At 74.6% G+C, this 14,611-nt stretch carries 14 protein-coding genes; 7 read left to right on the top strand and 7 right to left on the bottom strand.

Annotated elements, in window-relative coordinates; genetic code table 11:
• Window positions 1–35: 35 nt before the first annotated feature.
• The 5 genes from MF672_RS09925 to MF672_RS09905 are packed head-to-tail and all read right to left on the bottom strand — an operon-like array spanning window position 36 to window position 3,517.
• On the bottom strand, window positions 36–302 hold the full coding sequence (locus tag MF672_RS09925; protein ID WP_242375568.1) for a DUF6510 family protein: 267 nt from the start codon (window positions 300–302) through the stop codon (window positions 36–38).
• 3 nt (window positions 303–305) lie between these two features.
• Complete coding sequence (locus MF672_RS09920) at window positions 306–1,034, bottom strand: ferredoxin reductase (protein WP_242375569.1); 729 nt, start codon at window positions 1,032–1,034, stop codon at window positions 306–308.
• A 1-nt stretch (window position 1,035) separates the two neighbouring features.
• Window positions 1,036–1,635: a sulfite oxidase-like oxidoreductase gene (locus MF672_RS09915; RefSeq protein ID WP_242375570.1), complete on the bottom strand. Its 600-nt coding sequence runs from the start codon at window positions 1,633–1,635 to the stop codon at window positions 1,036–1,038.
• Between the two features lie 14 nt (window positions 1,636–1,649).
• A complete protein-coding gene (locus tag MF672_RS09910) occupies window positions 1,650–2,327 on the bottom strand; it encodes a response regulator (RefSeq protein ID WP_242375571.1) in 678 nt (225 codons plus the stop codon).
• On the bottom strand, window positions 2,324–3,517 hold the full coding sequence (locus tag MF672_RS09905) for a sensor histidine kinase (RefSeq protein WP_242375572.1): 1,194 nt from the start codon (window positions 3,515–3,517) through the stop codon (window positions 2,324–2,326). Before MF672_RS09905 ends, MF672_RS09910 begins: the two co-directional genes overlap by 4 nt.
• Window positions 3,518–3,682: 165 nt before the next feature.
• Between MF672_RS09905 and MF672_RS09900 the strand changes: the two genes are divergently transcribed.
• From MF672_RS09900 to MF672_RS09890, 3 genes are read left to right on the top strand one after another with little or no spacing between them, the layout of a single operon-like run.
• Window positions 3,683–4,771 carry a carboxymuconolactone decarboxylase family protein gene (locus MF672_RS09900; RefSeq protein WP_247815214.1) on the top strand — a complete coding sequence of 363 codons (1,089 nt, stop codon included), beginning with the start codon at window positions 3,683–3,685 and terminating at the stop codon, window positions 4,769–4,771.
• Entirely contained in the window at window positions 4,768–5,169 is a 402-nt protein-coding gene (locus tag MF672_RS09895) for a hypothetical protein (protein ID WP_242383035.1), read from the top strand. Before MF672_RS09900 ends, MF672_RS09895 begins: the two co-directional genes overlap by 4 nt.
• Complete coding sequence (locus MF672_RS09890) at window positions 5,166–6,629, top strand: multicopper oxidase family protein (RefSeq protein ID WP_242383036.1); 1,464 nt, start codon at window positions 5,166–5,168, stop codon at window positions 6,627–6,629. Before MF672_RS09895 ends, MF672_RS09890 begins: the two co-directional genes overlap by 4 nt.
• Before the next feature lie 73 nt (window positions 6,630–6,702).
• Here MF672_RS09890 and MF672_RS09885 read toward each other — a convergent pair whose 3' ends face one another.
• Complete coding sequence (locus MF672_RS09885; RefSeq protein ID WP_242383038.1) at window positions 6,703–7,182, bottom strand: MSMEG_6728 family protein; 480 nt, start codon at window positions 7,180–7,182, stop codon at window positions 6,703–6,705.
• Between the two features lie 75 nt (window positions 7,183–7,257).
• Between MF672_RS09885 and MF672_RS09880 the strand changes: the two genes are divergently transcribed.
• The 4 genes from MF672_RS09880 to MF672_RS09865 all read left to right on the top strand — a co-directional run bounded on the left by MF672_RS09880 (window position 7,258) and on the right by MF672_RS09865 (window position 13,157).
• On the top strand, window positions 7,258–9,543 hold the full coding sequence (locus tag MF672_RS09880; RefSeq protein ID WP_242383039.1) for a xanthine dehydrogenase family protein molybdopterin-binding subunit: 2,286 nt from the start codon (window positions 7,258–7,260) through the stop codon (window positions 9,541–9,543).
• Between the two features lie 184 nt (window positions 9,544–9,727).
• Window positions 9,728–10,198 carry an ATP-binding protein gene (locus MF672_RS09875; protein WP_242383041.1) on the top strand — a complete coding sequence of 157 codons (471 nt, stop codon included), beginning with the start codon at window positions 9,728–9,730 and terminating at the stop codon, window positions 10,196–10,198.
• Between the two features lie 113 nt (window positions 10,199–10,311).
• Window positions 10,312–11,673 carry a polysaccharide lyase domain-containing protein gene (locus MF672_RS09870; RefSeq protein ID WP_242383043.1) on the top strand — a complete coding sequence of 454 codons (1,362 nt, stop codon included), beginning with the start codon at window positions 10,312–10,314 and terminating at the stop codon, window positions 11,671–11,673.
• 59 nt (window positions 11,674–11,732) lie between these two features.
• Window positions 11,733–13,157, top strand: coding sequence for a WGR domain-containing protein (locus MF672_RS09865; protein ID WP_247815213.1), 1,425 nt, complete (start codon window positions 11,733–11,735; stop codon window positions 13,155–13,157).
• On the opposite strand, the gene MF672_RS09860 is transcribed toward MF672_RS09865, so the two are convergent.
• Window positions 13,154–14,533, bottom strand: coding sequence for an MFS transporter (locus tag MF672_RS09860; RefSeq protein ID WP_242383046.1), 1,380 nt, complete (start codon window positions 14,531–14,533; stop codon window positions 13,154–13,156). The two genes, MF672_RS09865 and MF672_RS09860, sit on opposite strands and share 4 nt — an antisense overlap.
• Window positions 14,534–14,611 lie beyond the last annotated feature (78 nt).

Genomic DNA, 14,611 nt, shown 5'->3' with positions numbered 1-14,611 from the left:
TCGGCCCCGTTATGTTCACCCCGAGGTCAGGAAGCTCACTCGGGCAGGCTCATCCTGAGGGACACCGTGCCGCGCAGGTCGAGCCAGGCCGTGCCGGGGCCGCGCACCAGCCTCATCACCACCTCCTCGCAGCCGGGGCAGCGCGCCACCAGCCCCGGCTCCGGGCCGTAGACGTGCAGCCCGCCGACGGGGCCGGCCAGCCCGCAGCTCGCGCAGCGGCCGGTGGCGGCGGTGACGTCGACGGCGAAGATCTCGCCGAGCGGGCCCGCCAAAGCGTTGCCGTCCAGGTGTTCAGCGGTCATGGGTCAACCTCCGGTCGGACCGAATCGTTCGGTTCTGATGCGCTCGGGGGCGTGCCCGAGCGCCAGCAGCAGATCGGCGGCGGCCTCGACGAACCCCGTCGGGCCGCACACGTAGCAGTCAGGCTCGAAGCCGGCCGGCCAGCCGCCCTCCGCCAGGTCGGCCAGCAGGATGCGGCCGGCCGGGCGGGAGACGCCGTCGGGCGTGGCCCGGGTGTAGAGGTAGGTGACGTCCAGCCCGGGCTCGGGACGGCGCAGCTCCTCGGCGTAGTAGCGGCTCTCGGGGGCGCGCAGCGAGTAGACCAGGCGGAACGGCACCCGGCTGGCCGCCCGCCTGCGCTCCCTGATCATCGCCATCAGCGGCACGATGCCGGACCCGCCCGCCACCAGCAGCACCGGGGCCTTGCTCGCCGGCCGCCAGACGAACCAGCCGCCCACCGGCCCGCGGATCTCGACCTCGTCGCCGGGCCGCATCACCTCGGTCAGGTACGGCGACACCTCGCCGTCCGGCACCGTCTCGACGGTCAGCTCCAGCAGCTCGCCGTCGGCGGGCGCGGCCAGCGAGTAGCTGCGCTGCGCGGTGTAGCCGTCGTCGGCCGTCAGCCGCACGTCCACGTGCTGGCCGGCCGCGTGCCCCGGCCAGCCGGGCACCTCGAACACCAGCGTGCGCGCGGTGCCGGTCTCCACGCGGGCCTCGCGCAGGCGGGCGGTCCGCCAGATCAGGCGCGGGCGCACCTTAGTCGCCCTCGTAGCGCTGCTCGCGCCACGGGTCGCCGTAGTTGTGGTAGCCCGCGGTCTCCCAGAAGCCCGGGTAGTCCTCGTTGAGCAGGCGGATGCCGCGGACCCACTTGGCCGACTTCCAGAAGTACAGGTGCGGCACGACCAGCCGGGCCGGGCCGCCGTGCTGGGGCGCCAGCTCTTCGCCGTCGAAGCGGTGCGCGATCCACGCCTTGCCGTCGAGCAGGTCCTCGACCGGCACGTTCGTCGTGTAGCCGCCGTAGGAGTAGATCAGCGCGTAGTCGGCGGCGCTCTCGACGTCCTCGAAGAGCACGTCCAGGGAGACGCCCTCCCACGTGGTGTCCAGCTTCGACCACTTGGTCACGCAATGAATGTCGACGGTGGGGGTCTCCTGAGGCAACGCCATCAGCTCGTCCCACGACCAGCGGTGCGTCTGCCCCGCCTCGGTGTCGATCGCGAACTCCCACCGCTCCAGCGGCACCCGCGGCGTCGGACCCGCCGACAGCACCGGGAAGTCCTCGACCAGATACTGCCCGGGCGGCAGCCGGTCGCCGCCGTCCCTCCGCTTCCCGTGGAAGCCGCGCGAAACAATGCCCACGAAAACGCCCCCTCCTAGTGATCCGCCCCCATTCCACCACGCCGGGGCGTGACCAGCCCGGATTCGTAGGCGAACACGACGAGCTGGGCGCGGTCGCGGGCCCGCAGCTTGGTCATCGCCCGGCTGACGTGCGTCTTCGCGGTCGTCGGGCTGATCACCATGTGGGCGGCGATCTCGTCGTTGGACAGGCCGCGGGCGACCAGGGCGACGACCTCGCGCTCGCGGTTGGTCAGCACCTCCAGTCCCTCGGCGGCGGGGCCGGGGCGGCGGGCGACGTACTCGCCGATGAGGCGGCGGGTGATCGCGGGGGAGAGCAGCGCGTCGCCGCGGGCCGCCACCCGGACGCCCTGGAGCAGGTCGGCGGGCTCGGTGTCCTTCACCAGGAAACCGCCCGCGCCGGCCCGCATGGCGTCCACGACGTACTCGTCCAGGCCGTAGTTGGTGAGGATCACCACGTGCGTGCCGGACAGGCGCTCGTCGGCGGCGATGCGGCGGGTGGCCTCGATGCCGTCCATCACCGGCATCTGGATGTCCACCAGGACCACGTCGGGGCGGTGCTCCAGGGCCAGCGCGACGGCCTGCTCGCCGTTCGCGGCCTCGGCCACCACCTCCAGGTCGTCCTCGGCGTCCAGCAAGGCGCGGAAGCCGCCGCGGATGAGCGCCTGGTCGTCGGCGAGCAGCACCCGGATCACGCCGGCTCCCGCAGCGGCAGCTCGGCGCGGACGGTGAAGCCGCCCTCGGGGCGCGGCTCGGTGCGGAGCCGGCCGCCGAGCGCCGTCACGCGCTCGCGCATGCCGAGCAGGCCCGTGCCGGGCACCGGCGGCGCGTCGGCGCTGGCCGCGCCGTCGTCGTCCACCTGCACCACCAGCTCGGCGGGCGCGTACTCGACGCGCACCTCGGCCGCCGCGCCGCCGGCGTGCCGGGAGACGTTGGTCAGCGCCTCCTGGACGATCCGGTACGCGGCCCGGTCCACCTCGGGCGGCAGCGCGCGCCGGTCCCCCTCGACGGTCACCGTGGTCGGCAGGCCAATGGAGCGGGCCCGCTGCACCAGGTCGTCGAGCCGGTCGAGCCCGCTCGGCGCCGGGTCCGCGGGCGGCTCGTCCTCCGCATCCCCCGCCGTCGCCTCCGGAGGCGGGGCCGTCGCCGGCTCGTCGCGCAGCACCTCCAGCGTGGCGCGCAGCTCGCGCATGGCGTCGCCGCTCGCCTCCTGGATGGCCAGCAGCGCCGCCGGCACCTCCTCGCCGCGCTTGCGCGCCAGGTGCACCGCCACCCCTGCCTGCACCTTGATGACCGAGATGCTGTGGGTGAGCGAGTCGTGCAGCTCGCGGGCGATGCGCAGGCGCTCCTCGCCCGCCCGCCGCCTGGCGACCTCCTCGCGGGTCCGCTCGGCCTCGGCGGCGCGCTGCTCGGCCTGCTCCAGGTACGCCTGCCGGTGCCGGGTCACCGTCCCCGTCACGCCGGCGGCGAGGAACCAGCCGAGCAGCAGCGTCGTGCCCTGGACGGTCTCGAAGGCCGGCCGGTCGGTGACGGTGGCCAGGGCGGCGCTCAGGTACGCGCCCAGGAACACGGCGCCGGCCAGCGCGGCGGGCAGGCGGTGGCCGTACCTGACCGCGGCGAACACCGACACCAGCACGGGGAAGGCGGCCGGCGGGCCCGGCACGGCGTGCACGGCGTACACGAGCATGCAGGCGGTGCTGACGGACAACGCGACGAGCGGCGCCCGCCGCCACCACACCAGCCCGAGCGAGCCGGCGAGCACGGCCGCGAGGTCGAGGACGGTCGGGTTCCGCGCGGCGATCGCGTTGACCGCCAGCAGGACGGCCACGACGCCGGCGAGCAGGCCGTCCTGGGCGATCGGCCGCCATCGCTCCAGATAGCTCACCTCTGCAGATTAGGGCGTTTCGTCGCGTTGATCCTCGGCGGGGAGGCGTATTCTCCGGCTACTTCCGGCGTAGTACGTCCCGGGCGTCCCCGCCCGCCGGCGTAGGGGCAGAAGCATCCGGCCGCACGACGACCGGGGGCCGCTCCGGGACGCACGATTCCGGCCATGGACACGATCAGAAACGACGGCCGGGGCAAAGGGCAGTTCCGGTACGTGACCCCGGTGCCCCCCGAGGCCGCGACCGGCCGGGTCGCCGAGGTCTACGCCCAGCTCGCCGAGGACTTCGGCATGGCCCGCATGCCGGTCTTCCTGACGTTGTCGCCCGCGCCGGAGGTGCTGGCCGCGACCTGGGCCCTGCTGCGCGAGTCGCTGCTGGCCGGGGAGGTCGCGCGGACCGGCAAGGAGGTCGTGGCGCTGGGGGTGTCGCTGGCGAACCGGTGCCCGTTCTGCGTGGCGGCGCACACGACGCTGCTGCACGCGACCGGCGACCACCGGCTCGCCGAGACCGTCGCCGCCGGGGGCGTGCCCGACGACCCCGGGCACGCGCGGCTGCTGGCCTGGGCCAAGGAGCGAGGGCCCGCGCCGTTCCCCGACGACGAGGCGCCCGAGTACCTGGGGACCGCGCTCACCTTCCACTTCGTCAACCGGATGGCCTCGGCGCTGCTCACCGAGAACCTGCTGCCGGGCAACCTGCAGAAGTCGCGGCTGGTGCGGAGCTTGGGCGGGCGGGCGATGTCCCGCGCGGTCCGGAGGCGGCTGCCGCCGGGCGCGAGCCTGCCGCTGGTCGCCGACCTGCGCGGCCGCCCGGAGCCCGGATGGGCGGCGCGCACCCCGGTCGGCGTCGCCTACGCGGCCCTGCGGACGGCGGCCAGGGACGGCGGCCACCTGCTCGGCGACGCCGCCAGGGCCGTGGTCGCCGGGACGGTCGCGGCCTGGGACGGCGAGCACCCGCCGATGGGCGGGGCCTGGCTGGACGGCCCGCTCGCCGGGCTGCCCGCGGCGGAGCGGCCCGCGGCCCGGCTGGCGCTCCTCGCGGCGCTGGCCCCGTACCGGGTGACCGACCCCGACGTGGCCGCCTGGCGCACCGCCGGCCCCGCCGTCGCGGACATGGCCGCTCGGCGCGGCGGAGGCTCCGTGGTCAGCGATGCCGATCTTGTCCGGCTGGTCGCGTTCGGGGCGATCCTCGCCACCGAGCGGGCCGAGACCCTCATCACCCGACCGGCCACCCTCACCCCCGCGAAAGGACGATCATGACCGCGCTCCCCGCGACCGCCGCCGCCCCCTCCACCTGGACCGCCCAGGCGCTCCGGGCGGTGGTCGTCCTGCACGTCGTCGCCCTGCTGGTCCAGGCGGTGACGGCCGGCCTGCTGCTGTCGGTGCCCGGCGGCCGGCCCCTGCACATGGCCTCGGCCATGGCCCTGGCCGTCATCGGCGTGCTGCACCTGGCCGCCGCGATCCTGGTGTGGCGCCCGGGCGGCGGCCCGGCGACGTTCGTCGCGCCGGCGGCGCTGCTCCTGGTGGCGACCGTGGCGGCGGCGATCCTCGGCGTGATGCACGTGAAACCGGTTCACGTGCCGCTCGGGGTGATGATGTTCGGCGCGGGTGTGCTGCAGCTCAACCGCGTGCTCGGCATGTGGCGGGCCCGGCCGTGACCTCGACCAGGCGGGAGCTGCTGCGGCTGGCCGGCCTCGCGGCGCTGGTCGCGGCGGCGGCCCCGGGCTGCTCCCTGCTGGCCGGCACCCCGCAGCCGCAGCTCCTCGCCAGCACCGCCCCGCTGCCCCGCCCGTACGCCGTGCCGCTGCCGATCCCCGAGGTGGCCCGGCCGGTCAGGAGCGAGGGCGGCGCCGACCACTACGAGCTGACCGAACGGCCGGCCGAGGCAGAGCTGCTGCCGGGCCTGCGCACCCAGGTCTGGGGGTACGGCGGAAGCTTCCCCGGCCCGACGATCGTGGCGCGCAGCGGCCGGCGGACCGTGGTGCGGCTGGTCAACCAGCTCGCCGAGCCGACCGTGCTGCACCTGCACGGCGGGCACACGCCGGCGGAGTCCGACGGCTTCCCGACCGACCTCGTGCCGCCCGGCGCGGCCCGGGCGTACACGTACCCGCTGGACCAGCGCGCCGCCACGCTCTGGTACCACGACCACCGCATGGACCACACGGGGCAGCAGGTGTGGCGGGGCCTGGCGGGCATGTTCCTGGTGCGCGACGACGAGGAGGAGGCGCTGCCGCTGCCGTCGGGGGAGCGCGACGTGCCGCTGCTGATCTGCGACCGGTCGTTCGCGGCCGACGGGTCCCTGCTGTACCCGGCGCTCGGCGGCGGGCGGCCGGGGGTGCGGGAGGCGTACATGGGGGGCGTGCTCGGCGACGTCATCCTGGTCAACGGCGCGCCGTGGCCGGAGCTGCGGGTGGCCCGGACCCGGTACCGGCTGCGCCTCTGCAACGGCTCGAACGCCCGCGCGTACGAGCTGACGACCGGCGGCCCGATCACCCGGATCGGCGGCGACGGCGGCCTGCTGGCCGCGCCGCGCACCGCGCGCACGATCCGGCTGGCCCCGGGCGAGCGCGCCGACGTCGTGGTCGACTTCGCCGCCTACCGCCTCGGGCAGCAGGTCGAGCTGCGGAACCTGGCGGGGGAGGGCCCGCAGGCCCGGGTGATGCGCTTCACCGTGGACCGGGACGAGCCGGACGACTCGGCCGTCCCGCAGCGGCTCTCCGCCGTCGAGGCGCTCGACCCGTCCCGGGCCAGGGTGACCCGGGACTTCACCTTCAGCAGCGGCGGCCTGCACGGCGGCACCGGCTGGCTGATCAACGGCCGCCCGTTCGACCCCGGGCGCATGGAGGCCAGGCCGAAGCTGGGGGAGACCGAGGTGTGGCGGCTGACCAGCGACGTCGCCCACCCGGTGCACCTGCACCTCGGCCACTTCCAGGTGGTGTCGGTCAACGGCGAGCGCCCGGCCGGCCCGCCCGAGTGGAAGGACACGGTCGAGCTGCGCGAGGCGCAGACCGTCGAGATCGTCACCCGCTTCACCGGCTACCGGGGCCGCTACGTCCTGCACTGCCACAACCTGGAGCACGAGGACATGGCGATGATGGCCGCCTTCGAGGTGGTCTAGGCGGGGTCCAGGCGGGGTCCAGGCGGGGTCCAGGCGGGGTCCAGGCGTGGTCCAGGCGTGGTCCAGGCGTGGTCTAGGCGCTCTCCGGCAGCCGGTCCGAGCGCGGCCAGACGTACTCCAGGTCGTCCGGCTCCTCGTCGCCGAACTTGGGCCGGTAGTAGGCGGGGTCCTTGCGCAGCAGCGCCGAGCGGTGGCTGAGGTGCAGGGCCTCGTCGCCGAGCCAGGGCGGCAGTTCGCCGGCGGCGGCCAGCTCGGGCTGCTGGCGGATCTCGGGCGTGCCGCGGAGCCGCGCCAGCTCGGTCGTCATCGTGGCGGCGCAGGTGTCGGCCCGGCCGAGGGCGCACCAGGTGTCGCACACCGCCAGGCCGTAGCGGATCAGGGCCTCCTCGTACCCGGCCCACATCTTGACGACGGGATGGTGACGCCAGCCGTAGCCGGGGACGGTGAGGGCGCGCAGGACCTGGAGGGTCTCCACCCGCTGCTTGCCGAGCCGCAGCGGGTCGAGCACCGCCGCGGTCGCCGTGAAATCCGGATATGGCAGGAAGGTCTGCATCGGTCACCCCTACTGACGTGCTGTTCCCCGTGGCCCGTCTGGACCGTCCGCCGGAGCGCGCTCACAATCGGGCCCATGGGAGACGGTTATGTCGGCGCCAGGACGCCGCGACGGGAAGACGCCCGGCTGCTGACCGGGCGGGCCGGGTACGTCGGCAACGTCCGGCTGCCCGGCCAGGTCCACGCGCACGTCGTCCGCAGCCCCGTCGCGCACGGCCGGCTGCTCGGCTGCGACGCCAAGGCGGCCTGGGCGAGCGAGGGCGTGCTCGACGTGATCACCCCGGCCGAGGTCGGCCACCTCCGCCTGCCCTGCGTCAACCTCGCGCCCGGCCAGCGCCTCACCCACTACCGGGTGCTGGAGGAGACCGTCAGGTACGCGGGCCAGCCGCTCGCCGTCGTGGTCGCCCGTACGCCGGAGGCCGCCAGGGACGCCGCCGACCTCGTCGACCTGGAGCTCGACGAGCTGCCCGCGCTCGTCGGCGTGGAACGCGCGCTCGCGGCGGACGCCCCGCTGCTCCACCCCGACTGGGGCACCAACGTGGTGACCGACTACCGGCTCGGCGACGACGACTGCGCGGCCGTGGTCGAGCGGGCGCCGCACGTGGTGGAGATGACGTTCCGGATGGGCCGGGTCTCGCCGCACCCCATCGAGCCGCGCGGCGTCGTGGCCGCCTACGACGGCGACGAGCTGACCGTGCACCTGTCGACGCAGGCGCCGCACCACGCCCGCGAGCACCTGGCCGACGCCTTCGGCCTCTCCCACGACCGGGTCCGCGTGATCGCCCGCGACACCGGCGGCGGCTTCGGCGGCAAGGAGCACCTCTACCCCGACGAGGCGCTGATCTGCCTGGCCGCGATGCGGCTCGGCCGCCCGGTGGCCTGGACGGAGGCCCCGGGCGACCGCCTGCTGGCCACGCTGCCCGCCCGCGCCGCCGTGCACCGGGGCCGGCTGGCCCTCGACGACGACGGGCGCTTCCTGGCCCTCCAGGTGGACGTGCTGGCCGACCTCGGCGCCCACCCGTCGAACGCCGGCGCCTCCACGGCGGCGGTCACCGCCACGCTGCTGCCGGGGCCGTACCGGTTCGACCGGGTCGCGGTGCGGGTGCGCGCCGCGGTGACCACGACGACGCCGACCGGCTCCTACCGCGGCTTCGGCCAGCCCGAGGGCACCCTGACCAGGGAGCGGCTGATCGACGAGGCCGCCCGCCGGCTCGGCGTGGACCCCGTGGAGCTGCGGCTGCGCAACCTGCTGGGGCCGGAGGAGCTGCCCTGCACGACGCGCGTGTACCAGCGCTACGACTCCGGCGACTACCCGCGCGCCCTCCGCACCCTGCGCGACCTGGTCGAGCCGGTGCGCGCGGACGACGGGCGGCGGCGCGGCATCGGCTACTCGTGCCACGTCGAGAGCACCGGCATGGGCCCGTCGGACGACCTCAAGGCCATCGGCGTGCTCGCCGGCGGCTACGAGACGGCGGTGCTGCGGATGGAGCAGGACGCCTCGGTGGTGGTCGCCTGCGGCGTGGTCGGGATCGGGCAGGGCATCGAGACCGCGCTGGCGCAGCTCGCCGCCGACCGCGTGGGGGTGCCGCTGGAGCGGGTGCGGGTGGTGCTGGGCGACACGGCGGCGACGCCGTACTCGTCGGTGGGGTCGATCGCCAGCCGGGCGCTGACGCTCGGCGGCGGCGCGCTCGTCCGGGCCGCCGGGCGGCTGCGGGACAAGCTGCTGGCCCTCGCCGCGCACCGGCTGGAGGTCGCCGTCGAGGACCTGGAGCTGGTGGACGAGGCGGTGCGGGTCAAGGGCGACCCGCGGGCGTCGGTGACGCTGCGCGAGCTGGCCACGTCCGCGTGGCGGGGCTGGGACCTGCCCGAGGGGGCGCAGCCCGGCCTGGAGGAGCGGGTCAGCTACGACCCGCCCGCCTACACCTTCGCCTACGGCGCGCACGCGGCGGCCGTCGCGGTGGACCCGGAGACGGGCGCGGTCGAGGTGGAGCGCTACTGGGTGGTGAACGACGCGGGCGTGCTGGTGAACCCGGCCGTGGTGGAGGGCCAGCTGCACGGCGGCGTGGCGCAGGGCCTCGGCCAGGCGCTGAGCGAGGACATCGGCTACACCGAGGAGGGCCAGCCGATCACCGACTACCTGCTGCCGACCACGCGGGAGGTGCCGGACATCCAGGTCGTCATGCTGGAGACGCCCTCGCCGGTCACGCCGGGCGGCATGAAGGGGGTCGGTGAGGCGGGCACCATCGGCCCGCCTGCGGCCGTGCTGAACGCCGTGGCCGACGCCCTTCCCGAGATCGCCGCCCGGGTCACCGACGTGCCGCTCACGCCGTCGGCGGTGTGGTCGCTGCTGCGCGACCGCTGAGACGGTCCGGGGTCCCGCGGCGGCGGCCCGGGGCTCTGTCATGCCGCCATTCCTACCCGCGTCACCTGCCCGAAGCGGGAATTGACGATTTCTCGCCGAAACCTCGACCCGGACGGCCTTCTCGTGCGTACACGTTTCGACAGCCGCTTCAGTTCACCCCGCGACCCCCCGGAAAAGAGAAAGCATGACGACCACCCTGCGATCGCCCCGCCGCCGCGGGACGCAGTACGTGTGGCCGCTGCGGGAGGATGCCCGGACGGTCGGTCACGCGCGCTCGGTCATCCGCGACCGGCTGGCGGCCCTCGACCTGCACCCGGACCTCGTCCACGACGCCGTGCTCATGGTGAGCGAGCTGGTCACCAACGCTTTCATGTACGGCGACGCCCCCTACGAGCTGCTGCTGCACGTGGACGCCAAGGACATCATGTGCGTGGTCGTGGACGGCAGCCCCGTCCCGCCCGCCCCGTCGCCTCCCAATCTCGCGGCCGAGCACGGGCGCGGGCTGCGCATCGTGGCCCGGCTCTCCGACGGCTTCTACGGCTGTCATCCCCAGCGGTACGCCACCCGTCCGGACCTGGTGGGCAAGGGCACCTGGTTCGCTCTGTCCCGGAGGGGCCCGGCCTGCGCCGTCGTCCCGATCAGACCCGGAACATAACTGATCATCCAATGTCAAGTCAGGACTTCCGGAAAGATCATGACTACAGTGGCAGCCGCGAGCCGGGGATGATCTTCGTCGTGTGACGGGCCCCGGCCGTTCTGGAGGCTGCAATGTCTGTCTGGAACCCGCGCCCCGGCGCCGCGATCATCACCCTCACCCTCGCGGTCACCCCCCTCACCATCGGCCTCGCCACCACCGGCCCCGCGTCCGCCGCCGCCGCGGCCACGTACTACGTGGACGCCGTCAACGGGAACGACGCGGCGGCCGGCACCACGCCCGCCACCGCGTGGCGGACGCTCACCAAGGCGTCCACCGCGCCGCTCGCCCCCGGCGGCAAGCTGCTGCTGGCCCGCGGCAGCACGTGGAAGGGGCAGCAGCTCGCCATCACCGGGTCGGGCACGTCCGCCGCGCCGATCGTCGTGGACGCCTACGGCGCCGCCGCCGCCCGCCCGATCGTCGCCGGGCACGACGAGGCGTGCGTGAGCCTCGAAGGCGGCCACATCGAGCTGTACAACCTCCAGATCGGCCTGGCGGTGGACGGCTCGCGCTGCACCTGGGCCGGGGTGAAGGTGACCGGCGACGACAACGTCGTCGAGCGCAACCTCATCACCGGCGCCGCGGCCGGCGTCTACATCGAGAAGGGCGTGCGCTACACCGCGATCACGGCCAACGACCTCATCGACAACAACTACATGAGCAAGCTCACCCCGACGGACGTCAACGACAACGACGACGCCGGCGCGTTCGCCATCCTCGTGCAGGGCGACGACTCCAACATCGGCTGGAACGAGATCCGCGGCTCCACGGCCTTCAGCTACGACTACGGCACGGACGGCGCCGCCGTCGAGATCTTCCTCGGCTCCCGCAACCGCGTCCACCACAACGTCGCGATCGACAACGAGACCTTCACCGAGCTCGGCACCAGCAGGGACGTCAACGCCGACGGCAGCCCCGTGGACCCGGACGGCACCTCGGGCAACGTCTTCGAGTACAACGTCATCACCGGCCCGCGGACGCAGGGCGGCCTGGTCACGAGGGGCCCGCAGGAGCCCGGCGAGGACCCCGACCCGAACGGCCCCGTCCTCGGCACCGTCTTCCGCAACAACAGCGTCCGCCTCACCCACGCCGACTCCCAGGGCGTCGTCTGCGACGCCGGCTGTACCGACGCCCACCTGTCGATGTCGCAGAACATCATCCAGGCCGTGGTCAAGACCGCCTACGGCCCCAATGTCACCGACAGCCACCACAACGTCTTCTACGGCGCCCGCCAGCACCAGATGGGCGGCTCCGCCAACGTCACCGCCGACCCCATGTTCGACCTCACCGACGCCGCGAACCCGCTCAAGCTGCGCGCCGGCAGCCCCGCCATCGACCTCGGCATCACCCGGTTCAGCGACGACGACGTGACCGGCCGCGCCATCGACGGCAGCGACGGGCCCGTGGACGCCGGAGCCTACGAGTACGACAAGTAGGTTTTGTCGCCGCCGTCCTCTACTCTCCCGACCAATTGATCACGAGGGAGATGCCGGACATGACCTACCTGGAGCTGTCGGAGGACGGCGGCGGTTCGCACAAGTTCTACGAGGTGATCGTGGCGGGCACCGACGTCACGATCACCTACGGCCGCATCGGCGAGAGCGGCCAGAGCAAGGTCACGTCCTTCCCCACCGCGGCCAAGGCCCAGGCCGCCGCGGCCAAGAAGGTCGCGGAGAAGACCCGCAAGGGCTACGCGCCGGCCGTGCGCGGCGTCCGCCAGCGCCGCGCCGTCACCCGCCGGGTCATCGCCAGCACCCGCTCCACCGCCCAGCAGGCCCCGGTGCTGTGGCGCTTCGACAGCGGCGCCCCCGCCTTCGGCATCTTCGTGGACGGCGAGCGCTGCTGGGCCGGCAACCAGGACGGCGACGTCTACACCGTCACCCACTCCGGCACCGTGACCGGCCGCTTCCGGCTGCCGGACGGCGTCAAGTGCATCGTGGCCGACGACTTCTGGATCTACGCCGGCTGCGACGACGGCCGCGTGTACGACCTCAGCGGCAAGGCGCCGCGGGCCGCGTACGACATCGCCGCCGACGTGGACATCTACTGGCTCGACATCCACGACGGCGTGCTCGGCGTCTCCGACCGCGGCGGCCGGGTCACCGCGATCGACTACGAGGACGAGTTCCAGTGGGCGCGCTCCGACGGCGGCAACTCGGCCTGGATGGTCCGCTGCGACGCCGACTCCGCCTACTACGGCCACTCGCGCGGCGTCGCCCGCTACGACCTCGCCGACGGCTCCCGGATCTGGGAGAACCGGAGCGTGGACCACGTGCTGTTCGGCTGGCAGGAGGAGCACTCGGTGTACGCCGGCACCGCCCGCCGCACCGTGCACCGGCTGGCCAAGGGCGACGGCCGCGTGGAGGCCGTCTACCAGTGCGACGGGGCCGTCTACTCCTGCGCCACCTCGCCCGGCGGGCGGCACGTCTTCGCGGGCGACAACCAGTCCTCGATCTACTGCTTCGACGCCTCCGGCGAGCGGCTGTGGAAGCTCGGCACCGGCTGCGGGTCTGCGCTCTCGATGCAGTACCTCGACGAGCGGCTCTACATCGTCACCACGGACGGCACGCTGGCCTGCGTGGACGCGAGCGAGGCGGCCATCGCGGCGGCCCGGTCCGGCACCGTCCCGCAGGCGGTGGACGTCAAGGCCGCCGCTTCGCTCCCGGCCGTCGAGCCGACCGCCGTGGTGGAGACGGTGGTCGCGACGGCCGCCGGAGCGGGCGACGGCGTGGTGGTGGAGTGCGTCAGCGAGGGCGGGCGGCTGCGCGTGCGCGTGGTGAGCCCCGGCTTCGAGCCGTGGCACGTGCAGTTCCCCAAGGACATCCGCGAGCCGGGCGCGCGCTACCTCGTCGAGGGGCTGCGCTCGGCCGGGCGCGGCGGCTTCTACCGCGCCTACGGCGAGATCCGCCGCCTCCTCTAGCGCGCACGGCCGCGCACGGCGGCGAGCACCAGCAGCCCCGCCGCCACCCCGGTCACCCCGCTGACCAGGTACACCTCGTTCAGCGCCGCGTACGCCGCCCGCCCCGCCCCCTGGTACAGCAGGCCGAGCACCGCGACGCCGAGCGCGTAGCCGAGCTGCCGCACCGTGTTGACCGCGCCGGCCGCCATCCCGGCCCGGTGCGGCGGCACGGCGGCCATGGCGGCCGAGCTGAGCGCGGGGATCGCCAGGCCCACGCCGATCCCGGTCACCACCAGGCCGGGCGCGAGCGCCGTCCAGGCCGTGTCCGGCCCCAGCCGGCCCTGGAGGAACGCGCCCGCCCCGATGAGCAGCAGCCCGCCGCCGACGGCCGCCCGGGGCGACAGCCGGGGGAACAGCCGGGCGGCGGCCACCGAGACCACCAGGGACGTGGCCGCCATCGGCGACAGCGCCACCCCCGCCATCACCGGCCCGAGCGCCAGCACCTGCTGCAGCCACAGCGAGGTGAAGGCCAGGCAGGCGAACGCGGCCGGCATGAGCAGCCCGGCCCCGGCCATGATCCCGCTGAACGACCGGTTGCGGAACAGCCGCAGGTCCAGCATGGGCCGTGGGCTGCGCAGCTCGACGGCGAGGAACGCGGCCAGCGCCACCGCGGCGGCGCCGAGCGGCACGAGCGTCCGCGCCGCCGCCCAGCCGTGCTGCCCGGCCTCGATCAGCCCGTACGTCAGCGCCCCCGCCGCCACGGTGAACGTCGCCATGCCCGCCCAGTCCGGCCGCCCCTTCTCCCCGGGCAGCCGCGACTCCGGCACCGAGCGCAGCGTCAGCCAGGCCGCGGCCAGGCTGATCGGCAGGTTCACCAGGAAGATGGCCCGCCAGTGCAGGTGCTCGGTGAGCAGGCCGCCGAGCACGGGGGCGACGGCCGCGGCGGCGCCGTTCACGCCGCCCCACACGCCGAAGGCGATGCCCCGCCGCCGCCCGTGGTAGGTGGCGCTGATCAGGGCGAGCGTCGTGGCCATCATGGCCGCGCCGCCGGCCCCCTGCACCACCCTGGCCGCCAGCAGCAGCGCGCCGTCCGGCGCGATCCCGCAGGCCAGCGAGGCCAGCGCGAACACCGCCAGCGCCGCCAGGTAGACCCGCCGCCGCCCGGCGTGGTCGGCGACGGACCCGGCGGCCAGCAGCAGCGCGGCCAGGGCCAGCGCGTAGCCGTCGAGCAGCCATTGCGTGTCGCTGAACGACATGCGCAGGTCGGCGGCGATCGGGGGGAGGGCGACCATGACGATGGTCACGTCCACGAGCAACATGAAGGCCCCGAGGCAGGCCGCGACGAGCGGCTGCCAGCCCGCCCGCGCGGCGGTCTCCGGGGTGCGCAAGGTAGTCATGCGGACAAGGTCGCGGGCGGGTGCCGGTTGTCGCCAGGAGATCGGGCCGTTCTGGTGGTTTTCCGTGCGGATTACGCT

The organism is Actinomadura luzonensis (genome assembly GCF_022664455.2).
GTDB classification, from domain to species: domain Bacteria; phylum Actinomycetota; class Actinomycetes; order Streptosporangiales; family Streptosporangiaceae; genus Nonomuraea; species Nonomuraea luzonensis.
This window is presented reverse-complemented; position numbering and strand designations above follow the sequence as displayed.

Coding starts and splice junctions, on each gene's coding strand:
- MF672_RS09865 (WP_247815213.1), top strand. CDS start 11,733: ATGACCTACCTGGAGCTGTCGGAGGACGGCGGCGGTTCGCACAAGTTC.
- MF672_RS09885 (WP_242383038.1), bottom strand. CDS start 7,182: ATGCAGACCTTCCTGCCATATCCGGATTTCACGGCGACCGCGGCGGTG.
- MF672_RS09880 (WP_242383039.1), top strand. CDS start 7,258: ATGGGAGACGGTTATGTCGGCGCCAGGACGCCGCGACGGGAAGACGCC.
- MF672_RS09925 (WP_242375568.1), bottom strand. CDS start 302: ATGACCGCTGAACACCTGGACGGCAACGCTTTGGCGGGCCCGCTCGGC.
- MF672_RS09900 (WP_247815214.1), top strand. CDS start 3,683: ATGGACACGATCAGAAACGACGGCCGGGGCAAAGGGCAGTTCCGGTAC.
- MF672_RS09895 (WP_242383035.1), top strand. CDS start 4,768: ATGACCGCGCTCCCCGCGACCGCCGCCGCCCCCTCCACCTGGACCGCC.
- MF672_RS09875 (WP_242383041.1), top strand. CDS start 9,728: ATGACGACCACCCTGCGATCGCCCCGCCGCCGCGGGACGCAGTACGTG.
- MF672_RS09860 (WP_242383046.1), bottom strand. CDS start 14,533: ATGACTACCTTGCGCACCCCGGAGACCGCCGCGCGGGCGGGCTGGCAG.
- MF672_RS09870 (WP_242383043.1), top strand. CDS start 10,312: ATGTCTGTCTGGAACCCGCGCCCCGGCGCCGCGATCATCACCCTCACC.